At 62.0% G+C, this 13,042-nt stretch carries 13 protein-coding genes; 12 read left to right on the top strand and 1 reads right to left on the bottom strand.

What is annotated here, in order from left to right; all coding sequences use genetic code 11:
* Window positions 1-125: 125 nt before the first annotated feature.
* Window positions 126-2,171, bottom strand: coding sequence for a phenylacetic acid degradation bifunctional protein PaaZ (paaZ, locus tag GNG29_RS12085; protein WP_103179814.1), 2,046 nt, complete (start codon window positions 2,169-2,171; stop codon window positions 126-128).
* A gap of 282 nt (window positions 2,172-2,453) precedes the next feature.
* Between paaZ and paaA the strand changes: the two genes are divergently transcribed.
* From paaA to paaX, 12 genes are all read left to right on the top strand, one after another.
* Window positions 2,454-3,383 (top strand): 1,2-phenylacetyl-CoA epoxidase subunit PaaA, encoded by a 930-nt coding sequence (gene paaA, locus GNG29_RS12080; protein WP_103179813.1) that lies wholly within the window; start codon window positions 2,454-2,456, stop codon window positions 3,381-3,383.
* An 11-nt stretch (window positions 3,384-3,394) separates the two neighbouring features.
* Window positions 3,395-3,682, top strand: a complete 288-nt coding sequence (gene paaB, locus GNG29_RS12075; RefSeq protein WP_103179812.1) for a 1,2-phenylacetyl-CoA epoxidase subunit PaaB — start codon at window positions 3,395-3,397, stop codon at window positions 3,680-3,682.
* Window positions 3,683-3,690: 8 nt separating this feature from the next.
* Window positions 3,691-4,437: a 1,2-phenylacetyl-CoA epoxidase subunit PaaC gene (gene paaC / locus GNG29_RS12070; protein WP_156654616.1), complete on the top strand. Its 747-nt coding sequence runs from the start codon at window positions 3,691-3,693 to the stop codon at window positions 4,435-4,437.
* A gap of 14 nt (window positions 4,438-4,451) precedes the next feature.
* Window positions 4,452-4,949: a 1,2-phenylacetyl-CoA epoxidase subunit PaaD gene (gene paaD, locus GNG29_RS12065; RefSeq protein WP_103179810.1), complete on the top strand. Its 498-nt coding sequence runs from the start codon at window positions 4,452-4,454 to the stop codon at window positions 4,947-4,949.
* 7 nt (window positions 4,950-4,956) lie between these two features.
* The gene (gene paaE / locus GNG29_RS12060; RefSeq protein WP_103179809.1) at window positions 4,957-6,027 is read left to right on the top strand and encodes a 1,2-phenylacetyl-CoA epoxidase subunit PaaE; all 1,071 of its coding nucleotides are present in this window, start codon (window positions 4,957-4,959) and stop codon (window positions 6,025-6,027) included.
* Window positions 6,024-6,791 carry a 2,3-dehydroadipyl-CoA hydratase PaaF gene (gene paaF, locus GNG29_RS12055; RefSeq protein ID WP_156654615.1) on the top strand — a complete coding sequence of 256 codons (768 nt, stop codon included), beginning with the start codon at window positions 6,024-6,026 and terminating at the stop codon, window positions 6,789-6,791. The genes paaE and paaF overlap by 4 nt, the downstream gene beginning before the upstream one ends.
* A 2-nt stretch (window positions 6,792-6,793) precedes the next feature.
* Window positions 6,794-7,579, top strand: coding sequence for a 2-(1,2-epoxy-1,2-dihydrophenyl)acetyl-CoA isomerase PaaG (paaG, locus tag GNG29_RS12050; protein WP_103179807.1), 786 nt, complete (start codon window positions 6,794-6,796; stop codon window positions 7,577-7,579).
* 1 nt (window position 7,580) lies between these two features.
* Window positions 7,581-9,005 (top strand): 3-hydroxyacyl-CoA dehydrogenase PaaH, encoded by a 1,425-nt coding sequence (paaH, locus tag GNG29_RS12045; RefSeq protein WP_156654614.1) that lies wholly within the window; start codon window positions 7,581-7,583, stop codon window positions 9,003-9,005.
* Window positions 8,995-9,417, top strand: a complete 423-nt coding sequence (paaI, locus tag GNG29_RS12040) for a hydroxyphenylacetyl-CoA thioesterase PaaI (RefSeq protein WP_103179805.1) — start codon at window positions 8,995-8,997, stop codon at window positions 9,415-9,417. The genes paaH and paaI overlap by 11 nt, the downstream gene beginning before the upstream one ends.
* On the top strand, window positions 9,417-10,622 hold the full coding sequence (pcaF, locus tag GNG29_RS12035; protein WP_103179804.1) for a 3-oxoadipyl-CoA thiolase: 1,206 nt from the start codon (window positions 9,417-9,419) through the stop codon (window positions 10,620-10,622). The genes paaI and pcaF overlap by 1 nt, the downstream gene beginning before the upstream one ends.
* A 39-nt stretch (window positions 10,623-10,661) precedes the next feature.
* Window positions 10,662-12,014 (top strand): phenylacetate--CoA ligase PaaK, encoded by a 1,353-nt coding sequence (gene paaK, locus GNG29_RS12030; protein ID WP_103179803.1) that lies wholly within the window; start codon window positions 10,662-10,664, stop codon window positions 12,012-12,014.
* An 85-nt stretch (window positions 12,015-12,099) separates the two neighbouring features.
* Entirely contained in the window at window positions 12,100-13,035 is a 936-nt protein-coding gene (gene paaX / locus GNG29_RS12025; protein WP_103179802.1) for a phenylacetic acid degradation operon negative regulatory protein PaaX, read from the top strand.
* Window positions 13,036-13,042: the final 7 nt, after the last annotated feature.

Raw genomic sequence — 13,042 nt, 5'->3', positions numbered from 1 at the left:
CGCGGTTTATTCATTGCCAACATAGCAATAACGCGTTAAGTACCGTTTGCCTGCATTTGCCAGATGTTTTGTCAGATGTGCCAGAAGCCGGGTAACGTGCGCGACGTTACCCGGATGGAGGGGGATCAGGCGTCAAAATCTCCGCGCTGACGGGAGACGAGGGTCAGGATCGAGTAGAGCGCCACCGGCTGCTGGTGCTGGTTGAAAATCTCAACCGCCCATTCCACCACGCCGGTCGGTTTCTCGTCCGCCGTGCGCTGTTTCTTCAGCGTCTTGCGCTTACAGGTCAGACGCACCTGGATGGTGTCGCCCGGCTTCACCGGCTCAATAAAGCGCAGGTTCTCCATACCGTAGTTGGCAATCACCGGCCCGACGCCCGCATCGACGAACAGACCCGCCGCAGCGGAGATCAGGAAGTAGCCGTGCACCACGCGTTCGCCGAAAATCGACTCCGCCGCGCCGATCTTGTCCATATGGGCGTAGAAATGATCCCCGCTCAGGCAGGCAAAGTTAACGATGTCGGTTTCGGTCAGGGTACGGCGCGGGGTCAGGAGGCTGTCGCCCGGCTGTAACTCCTCGAAGTATTTGCGGAACGGATGAACGCGATCCTCCTGCACCTGCGCGCCGCGTACCCACTGCTGGCTGATGGCGGCCAGCATGCTCGGGCTGCCCTGGATGGCGGTGCGTTGCAGGTAGTGTTTTACCGCCCGCAGGCCGCCCAGCTCCTCACCACCCCCGGCGCGGCCCGGGCCGCCGTGCACCAGCTGCGGCAGCGGGGAGCCGTGGCCGGTGGACTCTTTGGCCGACTCTTCGTTGAGGATCTGGATACGGCCGTGGGCGCGGGCGGCGCCGGCGATAAACTGACGCGCAAGGCGCAGATCGGCGGTGACCAGCGTCCCGGCGAGACTGCCTTCCCCGGCGCGGGCAAGGGCCATGGCGTGCTCGCGATCCTGATACGGCATCAGAGTGGCGACCGGGCCAAAGGCTTCGGTGGCATGGACGGCAGGGGTTTCATCCGGCTGCGGGCAGAACAGCAGCGTCGGCGGGAAGAAGGCCCCGGCAGCGTTCAGGTCGGCTTTCCCGCCCAGACGAATCTGGCAGCCCGCCGTGACTAAAGTATCCACTTTCTCCTGCACGTCAGCGCGCTGCTCGGCGTTGACCAGTGAGCCCATTTTGATCCCTTCCTGAGCCGGGTCGCCGACAGCCACTTTTTCCAGCCGGGCGATCAGCGCCTGGCTGACAGCCTCCACCTGCGCCTGCGGAACGATGATGCGGCGGATCGCGGTACATTTCTGCCCGGCTTTCGCGGTCATCTCCCGCACCACTTCGCGAATGAAAAGGGCAAACTCCGGCTGCTCCGGGGTGACGTCATCCCCCAGCACGCAGCAGTTCAGGGAGTCCGCTTCCATGGTGAAGGGAATCGATTTTGCCACGATGTTCGGATGGACGCGCAGCTTCTGGCCAGTGTCGGCGGAGCCGGTAAAGGTCACCACGTCCTGGCTGTCGAGCTGGTCGAGCAGATCCCCCGCGCCGCCGCAGATCAGGCTGATGGCGCCCTCCGGCACCAGGCCGCTGTCGACGATCGCTTTCACCATCGCCTGGGTCACCTGGGCGGTGGCGGTGGCCGGTTTAATAATGGCAGGCATCCCCGCCAGCCAGGTCGGGGCCAGCTTTTCCAGCATTCCCCAGCAGGGGAAGTTGAACGCATTGATGTGGACGGCCACGCCGGACTTCGAGGTCAGCACGTGGCGCGCGGCAAATCCGCCCTCTTTTGAAAGCGGGATCAGCTCATCTTCCGGCCACAGGGTATCGTCCGGCAGTTCGCGGCTGCCCAGGCTGGCGAAGGTAAAGAGGGTGCCGATCCCGCCCTCGATATCCACCCAGCTGTCGGCGCGGGTCGCCCCGGTCTGTGCCGACAGCGCATAAAAGGTCTCTTTCTGGCTCAGCAGATGTTTCGCCACCGCTTTCAGCATGGCGGCACGTTCGATAAAGGTCATGGCATGAAGCGCTTCGCCGCCTTTCTCAATGGCGTAGCGACGTGCGGCGGCCATATCCAGCCCTTCGCTGGTAACGGACCAGAGGGATTCACCGCTGATGGCGTGTTGAATGGTGCGCTCACGGCCCCGGCCTGACTGCCAGGTACCGGACAAGAAGCTGGCTAACTGCTGCATCTTTCTCTCCAGATGGTTCGTGATTTCACTATAAATAGTTCGTTTGTGAATCATAAAAAGCAAGTGACTTGTTAATGTTTTATTAACATTGTGATCTCGCTTAATCTTCTTAACTCCCGGAGGCCACGTCGTATCTGGGGTGTGGAAATCTCTTGCGAGCCTCATCACAAAACGAATAAACGATTCTTGGGTTATTCATTAACCTTTGTGTAACTTTTATAAAACAAAGTGATTCATCATTGAATGATATTTGGCAGTTAAACGAATCAAAAGGGTGATGACGTGACGGAAGAACAACGCTTTGAGCAGCGCATCGCGCAAGAGACGGCCATCGAGCCGCAGGACTGGATGCCTGACGCGTACCGTAAAACGCTGATCCGCCAGATTGGTCAGCATGCGCACTCCGAAATTGTCGGCATGCTGCCGGAAGGGAACTGGATCACCCGCGCCCCGACGCTGCGCCGTAAGGCCATCCTGCTGGCGAAAGTGCAGGACGAGGCGGGGCACGGGCTCTACCTCTACAGCGCGGCGGAAACGCTGGGCTGCGCCCGGGAAGATATCTACCAGAAGATGCTCGACGGCAAGATGAAATACTCCTCCATCTTCAACTACCCGACCCTGAGCTGGGCGGATATCGGCGTGATCGGCTGGCTGGTGGATGGCGCGGCCATCGTTAACCAGGTGGCGCTGTGCCGGACCTCCTACGGCCCCTATGCCCGGGCGATGGTGAAAATCTGTAAAGAAGAGAGCTTCCACCAGCGTCAGGGCTTTGAGGCCTGCATGGCCCTGGCCCAGGGTAGCGAAGCCCAGCGCCAGATGTTGCAGGACGCCATCAACCGCTTCTGGTGGCCAGCGCTGATGATGTTTGGCCCGAACGACGACAACTCACCGAACAGCGCCCGCAGCCTGGCCTGGAAGATCAAACGTTTTGGCAATGACGAGCTGCGTCAGCGCTTTGTCGACAACACCGTGCCGCAGGTGGAAATGCTCGGCATGACTGTGCCGGATGCGGATCTGCAGTTCGATGCCGAAAGCGGTCACTACCGTTTTGGCGAGATCGACTGGCAGGAGTTTGACGAGGTGATTAACGGGCGCGGCGTCTGCAATCACGAACGTCTGGCCGCCAAGCGTAAAGCCTGGGAAGAGGGAACGTGGGTGCGCGAAGCCGCACTGGCGCACGCCGAAAAACAACACGCCCGCAAGGTCGCATAAGGGGAATCAAGATGAGCAAAACATACTGGCCGTTGTACGAAGTCTTTGTCCGCAGCAAGCAGGGATTATCCCACCGTCACGTGGGCAGCCTGCATGCCGCCGATGACCGTATGGCGCTGGAAAACGCGCGCGACGCCTACACCCGCCGTAATGAAGGCTGTTCCATCTGGGTGGTGAAGGCGAGCGAAATCGTCGCCTCCCAGCCAGAAGAGCGCGGTGAGTTTTTCGACCCGGCGGAGAGCAAGGTCTACCGACACCCGACCTTCTACACCATCCCTGATGGCATCGAGCACATGTGAGGCCACGGATGAAAACGTTAACGCAATATGTTCTGCGCCTGGGTGATAACGGGCTGGTGCTCTCCCAGCGTCTGGGAGCGTGGTGTGGTCACGCCCCGGAGCTGGAGATTGACCTCGCGCTGGCCAATATCGGCCTCGACCTGCTGGGCCAGGCGCGCAACTTCTTAACCTACGCCGCCGAGCTGGAAGGCGAGGGCGACGAAGACACGCTGGCCTTCCAGCGCGACGAGCGCCAGTTCAGCAACCTTCTGCTGGTGGAGCAGCCCAACGGCAACTTCGCCGACACCATCGCCCGTCAGTACTTTATCGACGCCTGGCACGTGGCGCTCTTTACCCGTCTGACCCAGAGCCGTGACAAGCAGCTTGCCGCCATCGCCGCGAAATCCATCAAAGAAGCCCGCTACCACCTGCGCTTCAGCCGCGGCTGGCTGGAACGCCTGGGCAACGGCACGGAGATCTCTGCGCAAAAAATGCAGCAGGCGGTCAATGACCTGTGGCGTTTCACCGCCGAGCTGTTCGAGGCGGACGAGATTGACCTGACGTTGGCTGCCGAAGGTATCGCCGTCGATCCGCGCAGCCTGCGCGACGCGTGGGAAGCGGAAGTCTTCGCCGGGCTGAACGAGGCGACGCTGAGCGTGCCGGGCGAGTCCGCCTACCGCACCGGTGGCCGTAAAGGGCTGCACACCGAACATCTGGGTCCGATGCTGGCAGAGATGCAATATCTCCAACGCGTCTATCCCGGCCAGCAGTGGTAATCCAGGAGAGCGCCATGCAACACGCCGTCCAACTCACCCCCGCCGCCGTCCCGCAGATCTGGTCTCTGTTAAGCCAGATCCCGGACCCGGAGATCCCGGTACTGACCATCACCGACTTAGGGATGGTGCGCAGCGTGACGCCGCAGGATGAGGGCTGGGCCATCGGTTTTACGCCGACCTATTCCGGCTGTCCGGCCACCGATCATCTGATGGGGGCGATCCGCGACACCCTGACCGCCCACGGCTACGGACCGGTGCAGATCACCCTTCAGCTCGACCCGGCGTGGACCACCGACTGGATGACCCCGGACGCCCGGGAGCGTCTGCGCCAGTACGGCATCAGCCCACCGGCCGGGCACAGCTGCCATGCGCATCTGCCGGCTGAAGTGACCTGTCCGCGCTGCGCCAGTACCCGCACCACGCTGATCAGTGAATTTGGTTCCACGGCCTGCAAAGCGCTCTGGCGCTGCGACAGCTGCCGCGAACCCTTCGACTATTTCAAATGTATCTGAGGTCGCCATGACAACGTTTCATTCCTTAACGGTGGCAAAAGTGGAACCCGAAACCCGCGATGCGGTGACCATTACCTTCGCGGTTCCCCAGCCTTTGCAGGAGGCGTATCGCTTCCGTCCGGGCCAGCATCTGACCCTGAAAGCCCATTTAGCGGGCGAAGAGCTGCGCCGCTGCTACTCCATCTGCCGCAGCGTTCAGCCGGGCGAAATCAGCGTGGCGGTAAAAGCCATCGACGGCGGGCGCTTCTCGCGCTATGCCCGGGATGAGATCAAGCAGGGGATGGCGCTCGAAGTGATGGTGCCGCAGGGGCATTTTGGCTATCAGCCGCTGGCCGAACGGGAAGGCTGCTACCTGGCGATTGCCGCCGGTTCCGGCATCACCCCGATGCTGGCGATCATCTCCAGCACTCTGAAAACCGAACCGAAAAGCCAGTTCACCCTCATCTACGGCAACCGCAGCAGCCAGAGCATGATGTTCCGCCAGGCGCTGGCCGATCTGAAAGACAGCTATCCGACCCGCCTGCAGGTGGTCAACATCTTCAGCCAGGAGACCCTGGACAGCGAGCTGCTGTACGGGCGCATCGACGGCGAAAAACTGCAGGCGCTGGCGAAGCACTTAATTGACTTCAGCCAGTTTGATGAAGCCTTTATCTGCGGCCCGGCGGCGATGATGGACCAGGCGGAACAGACCCTTAAGGCGCTGGGGATGCCGGAGAAATCGCTGCATCTTGAGCGCTTCAACACGCCGGGCACAACCATTAAACGCACCCATTCGGTACAGACCGGGGGGCAAAAGGTGACGGTGCGCCAGGACGGGCGCGACCGCGAGATCACCCTCACCGCCGAAGACGAAAGCATTCTGGATGCCGCGCTGCGCCAGGGGGCGGACCTGCCTTACGCCTGTAAAGGCGGGGTCTGCGCCACCTGCAAATGCAAAGTGGTGCGCGGCAAGGTGGATATGGTGACCAACTACAGTCTGGAGCCGGATGAACTGGCGGCAGGCTACGTGCTGAGCTGCCAGGCCCTGCCGCTGACCGGCGACGTGGTGGTGGACTTTGATGCGAAGGGGATGGCATGAGCGACCTGATTGTCACCCGTCACGGTCGGGTATTGCTCCTGACCCTTAACCGCCCGGCGGCCCGTAACGCCCTGAACAATGGCCTGCTGAGCGAGCTGGCAACCGCCCTGGAAGCTGCCGCCGTAGACAGCGAGATTTCGGTGTGCGTGATTACCGGCAACGAACGCTTCTTTGCCGCCGGAGCCGATCTGAACGAGATGGCGGAAAAAGATCTGGCCGCCACCCTCAACGACATTCGCCCGCAGCTGTGGGCGCGCATCAACGCCTTCAGTAAGCCGCTGATTGCCGCCGTCAATGGCTACGCCCTGGGCGCAGGGTGCGAGCTGGCGCTGCTCTGCGATGTGGCGATTGCCGGGGAAAACGCCCGCTTCGGCCTGCCGGAAATCAACTTAGGCATTATGCCGGGCGCGGGCGGCACGCAACGGCTGATCCGCAGCGTCGGCAAATCCCTTGCCAGCAAAATGGTGCTGACCGGGGAAAGTATCACCGCCCGTCAGGCGCTGGCGGCCGGGGTGGTAAGCGATGTACATCCCGAAGACCTGACCCTCGAATATGCTCTCAAGCAGGCGGCACTGATGGCGCGTCACTCCCCGCTGGCGTTGCAGGCGGCGAAGCAGGCGTTACGCCAGTCTCAGGAGGTGGCCCTCACCGCCGGGCTGGCCCAGGAGCGTCAGCTCTTCACCCTGCTGGCGGCCACCGAGGATCGCCGGGAAGGGATCGACGCCTTCCTGCAAAAACGCACCCCTGAATTTAAAGGACGCTAACCATGGATTTTATTCTGAGTCACGTTGAGCAGGGGGTCATGACCCTAACCCTGAACCGCCCGGAGCGGCTCAACAGCTTCAATGAGGAGATGCACCAGCAGCTGGCAGCGTGCCTGACCCAGGCCGAGCGCGACGAGAGCGTGCGTTGTCTGCTGGTGACCGGTGCCGGACGCGGTTTTTGTGCCGGGCAGGATCTTAACGACCGTAACGTCGACCCGAACAGCCCGGCGCCGGATCTCGGCATGTCGGTGGAGAAATTTTACAACCCGCTGGTACGCCGTCTGGCAAAACTGCCCAAGCCGGTGATCTGCGCGGTGAACGGCGTGGCCGCCGGAGCGGGGGCGACCCTGGCGCTGGGCTGCGACATCGTTATCGCCGCCCGTTCGGTGAACTTTGTGATGGCCTTCAGCAAGCTCGGTCTGGTGCCGGATTCCGGCGGTACCTGGCTGCTGCCGCGTCTGACCGGGCGCGCCCGGGCGATGGGCCTGGCCCTGCTGGGGGAGAAGATCAGCGCTGAGCAGGCACACGCCTGGGGGATGATCTGGCAGGTCGTGGATGACGCCGAACTGACCGACACCGCCCGTCAGCTGGCCGTGCATCTCGCCACCCAGCCGACCTTTGGCCTGGGGCTGATCAAGCGGGCGATCAATGCCGCCGAAACCAATACCCTGGACGCGCAGCTGGATCTGGAGCGCGACTATCAGCGCCTGGCCGGGCGCAGCGCCGACTACCGGGAAGGGGTCAGCGCCTTCCTCAACAAACGCGCGCCGCAGTTTACGGGGAAATAAGATGACGACAATTCATACCGTGGCGGTGATTGGCAGCGGCATCATGGGAGCCGGGATCGCCGAAGTGGCGGCGAGCAACGGCCACCCGGTGCTGATCTATGACATCAACGCTGAGGCCATCTCCCGCGCCATTGACGCCATTCGCAGCCGTCTCGAATCCCGCGTGGCGCGCGGCAAGCTCGCCCCGCATGACGCCGAACAGACGCTCCAGCGCCTGGTGCCCGTTACCGACATCCACGCGCTGGCGAAGGCTGATCTGGTGATTGAAGCCGCCTCTGAGCAAATGGCCGTTAAAAAGGCGCTCTTCGCCCAACTGGCGGAGATCTGCCCGGCTAACACGCTTTTAACCAGCAACACATCCTCAATTTCTATTACCGCCATTGCCGCCGACCTGCGCCATCCTGAGCGCGTGGCGGGGCTGCACTTCTTTAACCCGGCCCCGGTGATGAAGCTGGTGGAAGTGGTAAGCGGCCTGGCGACCTCCGGGGAAGTGGTCGAACAGCTGAGCGAACTGGCGACGCGCTGGGGCAAACAGCCGGTGCGCTGCCAGTCAACGCCGGGCTTTATCGTTAACCGCGTGGCGCGTCCGTACTATGCCGAAGCCTGGCGGGCGCTGGAAGAGCAGGTTGCCGCCCCGGAAGTCATCGACGCGGCGCTGCGCGAAGGCGCAGGCTTCCCGATGGGGCCGCTGGAGCTGACCGATATGATCGGCCAGGACGTCAACTTCGCCGTGACCTGCTCAGTATTTAACGCCTTCTGGCAGGAGCGACGTTTCCTGCCGTCACTGGTGCAGCAGGAGCTGGTGCTGGGTGGGCGTCTCGGCAAGAAGAGCGGGCAGGGCGTTTACAACTGGCGTAACGAAAAGCCAGCGGTGAGCTGGCTGGCAGAGGTGAACGATAGTTACATTGTCACGCATCAGCATAAAAAAAGTGACGGCGTCACTGAAATCGACGGCGTACTGTTGATCGAAACCCGGGGTGAGACCGCCCAGGCGCTGGCGAACCGCTACGCACTGCCGGTGGTGGTGTTCGACAGACAGGAGAGCGACGTGGCGGTGATTGCCGCCGCGGCCAGCAACCCGACAGCCGCGACACGGAAAGCGGTGCGCTACTTCCAACAGCAGGGCAAGCGCGTGCTGCAGGTGGCGGATTATCCCGGCCTGCTGATCTGGCGCACGGTGGCGATGATTATCAACGAAGCCCTCGACGCCCTGCAAAAAGGGGTCGCCAGTGAAGAGGATATCGATACCGCCATGCGCCTCGGGGTGAACTACCCGCGCGGCCCGCTGGCCTGGGGAGAACAGCTTGGCTGGCAGCGTCTGCTGTGCCTGCTGGAAAACCTGCAACGCCATTACGGCGAAGAGCGTTACCGTCCTTCATCCCTGCTGCGCCAGCGCGCGCTTCTGGAGAGTAGCTATGAGTCATAACGCCTGGCGCAACGCCCGCGCCATGTATGAAAACGATGCCTGCGCCCAGGCTTATGGCATCGACATTATTGAGATGGATGAGGGCATGGCAGTACTGACCATGACCGTCACGCCGCAGATGCTCAACGGCCACAAGAGCTGTCACGGCGGACAGCTGTTTACCCTCGCCGATACCGCTTTCGCCTACGCCTGCAACAGCCAGGGGCTGGCGGCGGTGGCCTCGGGCTGCACCATCGATTTTGTCCGTCCGGCGTTTGCCCACGATAAGCTCACCGCCACGGCGCAGGTGCGCCATCAGGGGAAACAGACCGGCGTATACGACATTGAAATCGTTAATCAACAACAGAAAACGGTTGCCCTGTTCCGTGGGAAATCCCACCGCATCGGCGGCACTGTGACAGGAGAAGCATGATGCGTGACGCCTTTATCTGTGACGGGATCAGAACCCCAATCGGTCGCTATGCCGGTGCGCTGTCCGGTGTGCGCGCGGACGACCTGGGCGCCATCCCGCTGCGCGAACTGCTGGCGCGTAACCCGGGTCTGGATGCGGAGCGCATCGACGATGTGATCTTTGGCTGCGCGAACCAGGCGGGGGAAGACAACCGTAACGTGGCGCGAATGTCCCTGCTGTTAGCCGGGCTGCCGCAGACCGTCTCCGGCACTACCCTGAACCGCCTTTGCGGCTCCGGTCTGGATGCGCTGGGCTTTGCTGCCCGCGCGATTCGCGCCGGTGATGGCGACCTGATGATTGCCGGGGGGGTGGAGTCGATGTCCCGCGCGCCTTTCGTGATGGGCAAAGCGACCAGCGCCTTCCAGCGGCAGAATGAAATTTTCGATACCACTATCGGCTGGCGTTTTGTGAACCCGCTCATGGCGCAGCAATTTGGTTCTGACAGCATGCCGGAAACGGCAGAGAATGTAGCGGAATTGTTAAAGATTTCCCGTGAGGATCAGGACGCCTTCGCCCTGCGCAGCCAGCAGCGTACCGCTCAGGCCCAGGCTAACGGTATTCTGGCGCAGGAGATCGTGCCGGTCGTCATTAAAGGCAAAAAAGGGGCGGTCACCGAAGTGGTGCATGACGAGCATCTGCGCCCGGACACCACCCTCGAAATGCTGGCCGGGCTGAAAGCCCCTTTCCGGGCGGGCGGTGTGGTCACCGCCGGTAACGCTTCCGGCGTGAACGATGGCGCTGCGGCGCTAATTGTCGCCAGCGAGAAGATGGCGGCAGCCCAGGGCCTGATCCCGCGTACCCGCATCGTGGCGATGGCGACCGCTGGCGTTGAGCCGCGTCTGATGGGGCTGGGCCCGGTGCCTGCCACCCGTCGGGTGCTGGAGCGCGCCGGGCTGAGCATCAACGACATGGACGTTATCGAGCTGAACGAAGCCTTCGCCTCCCAGGCGCTGGGGGTGCTGCGTGAGCTGGGGCTGCCGGACGATGCGCCGCACGTTAACCCCAACGGCGGGGCAATTGCCTTAGGCCATCCGCTGGGTATGAGCGGGGCCCGCCTGGCGCTGGCCGCCAGCAACGAGCTGCATCGTCGTAAAGGGCGCTATGCGCTCTGTACGATGTGCATTGGTGTCGGTCAGGGCATTGCCATGATCCTTGAGCGTGTCTGAACAATTATAAAAAGCGAGTACCCTACGATGACTACGACAATGATAAATACAGCGACAACCGCAACGTCAACTGCAACCACGACGGCAACGCATCTTGACCCCATCGAAACCGCCTCCCTTGATGAGCTGCAGGCCCTGCAAACCGAGCGTATGAAGTGGACGTTAGAACACGCTTATAACAACGTCCCCATGTACAAACGCAAGTTTGATGCGGCGGGCGTGCATCCTGACGATTTCAAAGAGTTAGCGGATATCCGCAAGTTCCCGTGCACCACCAAGCAGGATCTGCGTGACAACTATCCGTTTGATACCTTTGCGGTGCCGATGGAACAGGTGGTGCGTATTCACGCCTCTTCGGGCACCACCGGTAAACCCACCGTGGTCGGCTACACGCAGAACGACATTGATAACTGGGCCAACATCGTGGCCCGCTCGCTGCGCGCCGCGGGGGGCAGCGCGAAGGACAAAATTCATGTCGCCTACGGCTATGGCCTGTTCACTGGCGGGCTGGGCGCCCACTACGGCGCCGAGCGTTTAGGCGCCACGGTGATCCCGATGTCCGGCGGACAGACCGAAAAACAGGCCCAGCTGATCCGCGATTTTCAGCCAGACATGATCATGGTGACGCCTTCTTACTGCCTCAACCTGATCGAAGAGCTTGAGCGCCAGATGGGGGGTGATGCCAGCCAGTGCTCCCTGCGCGTGGGCGTTTTTGGCGCTGAGCCCTGGACCCTGGCGATGCGCCGGGAAATTGAAAAACGCCTCGGTATTACCGCTCTGGATATCTATGGGCTCTCCGAAGTGATGGGGCCGGGGGTGGCGATGGAGTGCATCGAAACCGCCGACGGACCGACCATCTGGGAAGATCACTTCTACCCGGAGATCGTCAACCCGAACGACGGCACGCCGCTGGCCGATGGTGAGCAGGGGGAACTGCTCTTCACCACCCTCACCAAAGAGGCGCTGCCGGTGATCCGCTACCGCACCCGCGACCTGACCCGCCTGCTGCCGGGCACCGCCCGCACCATGCGCCGCATGGACAGGATCAGCGGCCGCAGCGACGATATGCTGATTATCCGCGGCGTCAACGTCTTCCCGTCCCAGCTGGAAGAGGAGATCGTCAAGTTTGAGCACCTGTCGCCGCACTACCAGCTGGAGGTGAACCGTCGGGGCCATCTTGATTCACTTTCGGTGAAGGTGGAGCTGAAAGAGAGCAGCCTGTCGCTGACCCACGAACAGCGCTGCAACGTCTGCCACCAGCTGCGCCACCGCATTAAGTCGATGGTGGGGATCTCTACCGACGTGACGATCGTCAACTGCGGCAGCATTCCGCGTTCCGAAGGCAAAGCCTGCCGCGTCTTCGATCTGCGTAAGGCCGCAGCCAACAGCTAAGGCCGTCCGCGACCCTCTGCGTATTAGGGAGGGTCGCTCTTTTAGCGCTATGCTATGATTCATCCGCGAAAATAATCACAACAGAATGAATCACATGAGTAAACTCGACGCCTTTATCCAGCACGCTGTCAGCTCCGTTCCCGTCAGCGGCACCTCGCTGATCTCCTCCCTGTACGGTGATGCCCTGTCCCATCGCGGCGGTGAAGTCTGGCTGGGAAGCCTGGCGGCCCTGCTGGAGGGGATGGGATTCGGCGAGCGCTTCGTGCGTACCGCGCTGTTCCGTCTTAATAAAGAGGGCTGGCTGGATGTGGTTCGCATCGGCAGACGCAGCTTCTACCGCCTGAGCGACAAAGGATTGCGTTTAACCCGCCGGGCCGAAACCAAAATTTATCGCGCAGAGCTACCGGCCTGGGACGGCAAATGGCTGCTGCTGCTCTCTGAAGGAATGGACAAAACCACGCTGGCGGATGTGAAAAAGCAGCTGATCTGGCAGGGCTTCGGCACCCTGGCGCCGAGCCTGATGGCCTCGCCGTCGCAACAGCTGGCAGACGTACAAACCCTGTTGCATGAAGCGGGCGTGGCGGAAAACGTCATCTGCTTTGAGGCGCATTCGCCGCTGGCGCTCTCCCGCGCCGCGCTGCGCGCCCGGGTGGAGGAGTGCTGGCAGCTCAGCGAGCAGAACCTGATGTATGAAACCTTTATCGACTCGTTCCGGCCCCTGCTGCCCCTGCTGCGGGAGGCCACGCCGGAGGAGCTGACGCCGGCGCGCTGTTTCCATATCCAGCTCTTGCTGATCCATTTTTATCGCCGGGTGGTGCTTAAGGATCCGCTCCTGCCGGAAGAGTTACTCCCGTCGCACTGGGCAGGCCAGACGGCCCGCCAGCTGTGCATTAACATTTATCAGCGCGTCGCGCCGGGTGCGCTGGCGTTTGTCAGTGAGAAAGGGGAGACCTCGGTCGGCGAACTGCCGTCGCCGGGCTCCTCCTACTGGCAGCGCTTCGGCGGCCTGACGCCCGCGTAACGGAGGT

This window comes from Leclercia sp. Colony189 (genome assembly GCF_009740165.1).
GTDB lineage: Bacteria > Pseudomonadota > Gammaproteobacteria > Enterobacterales > Enterobacteriaceae > Enterobacter.
This window is presented reverse-complemented; position numbering and strand designations above follow the sequence as displayed.

Excerpts from the sequence above, each read along its gene's own strand:
- paaZ (WP_103179814.1), bottom strand. The coding sequence starts at position 2,171 with ATGCAGCAGTTAGCCAGCTTCTTGTCCGGTACCTGGCAGTCAGGCCGG.
- paaB (WP_103179812.1), top strand. The coding sequence starts at position 3,395 with ATGAGCAAAACATACTGGCCGTTGTACGAAGTCTTTGTCCGCAGCAAG.
- paaC (WP_156654616.1), top strand. The coding sequence starts at position 3,691 with ATGAAAACGTTAACGCAATATGTTCTGCGCCTGGGTGATAACGGGCTG.
- paaD (WP_103179810.1), top strand. The coding sequence starts at position 4,452 with ATGCAACACGCCGTCCAACTCACCCCCGCCGCCGTCCCGCAGATCTGG.
- paaE (WP_103179809.1), top strand. The coding sequence starts at position 4,957 with ATGACAACGTTTCATTCCTTAACGGTGGCAAAAGTGGAACCCGAAACC.
- paaF (WP_156654615.1), top strand. The coding sequence starts at position 6,024 with ATGAGCGACCTGATTGTCACCCGTCACGGTCGGGTATTGCTCCTGACC.
- paaG (WP_103179807.1), top strand. The coding sequence starts at position 6,794 with ATGGATTTTATTCTGAGTCACGTTGAGCAGGGGGTCATGACCCTAACC.
- paaH (WP_156654614.1), top strand. The coding sequence starts at position 7,581 with ATGACGACAATTCATACCGTGGCGGTGATTGGCAGCGGCATCATGGGA.
- paaI (WP_103179805.1), top strand. The coding sequence starts at position 8,995 with ATGAGTCATAACGCCTGGCGCAACGCCCGCGCCATGTATGAAAACGAT.
- pcaF (WP_103179804.1), top strand. The coding sequence starts at position 9,417 with ATGCGTGACGCCTTTATCTGTGACGGGATCAGAACCCCAATCGGTCGC.
- paaK (WP_103179803.1), top strand. The coding sequence starts at position 10,662 with ATGATAAATACAGCGACAACCGCAACGTCAACTGCAACCACGACGGCA.
- paaX (WP_103179802.1), top strand. The coding sequence starts at position 12,100 with ATGAATCACATGAGTAAACTCGACGCCTTTATCCAGCACGCTGTCAGC.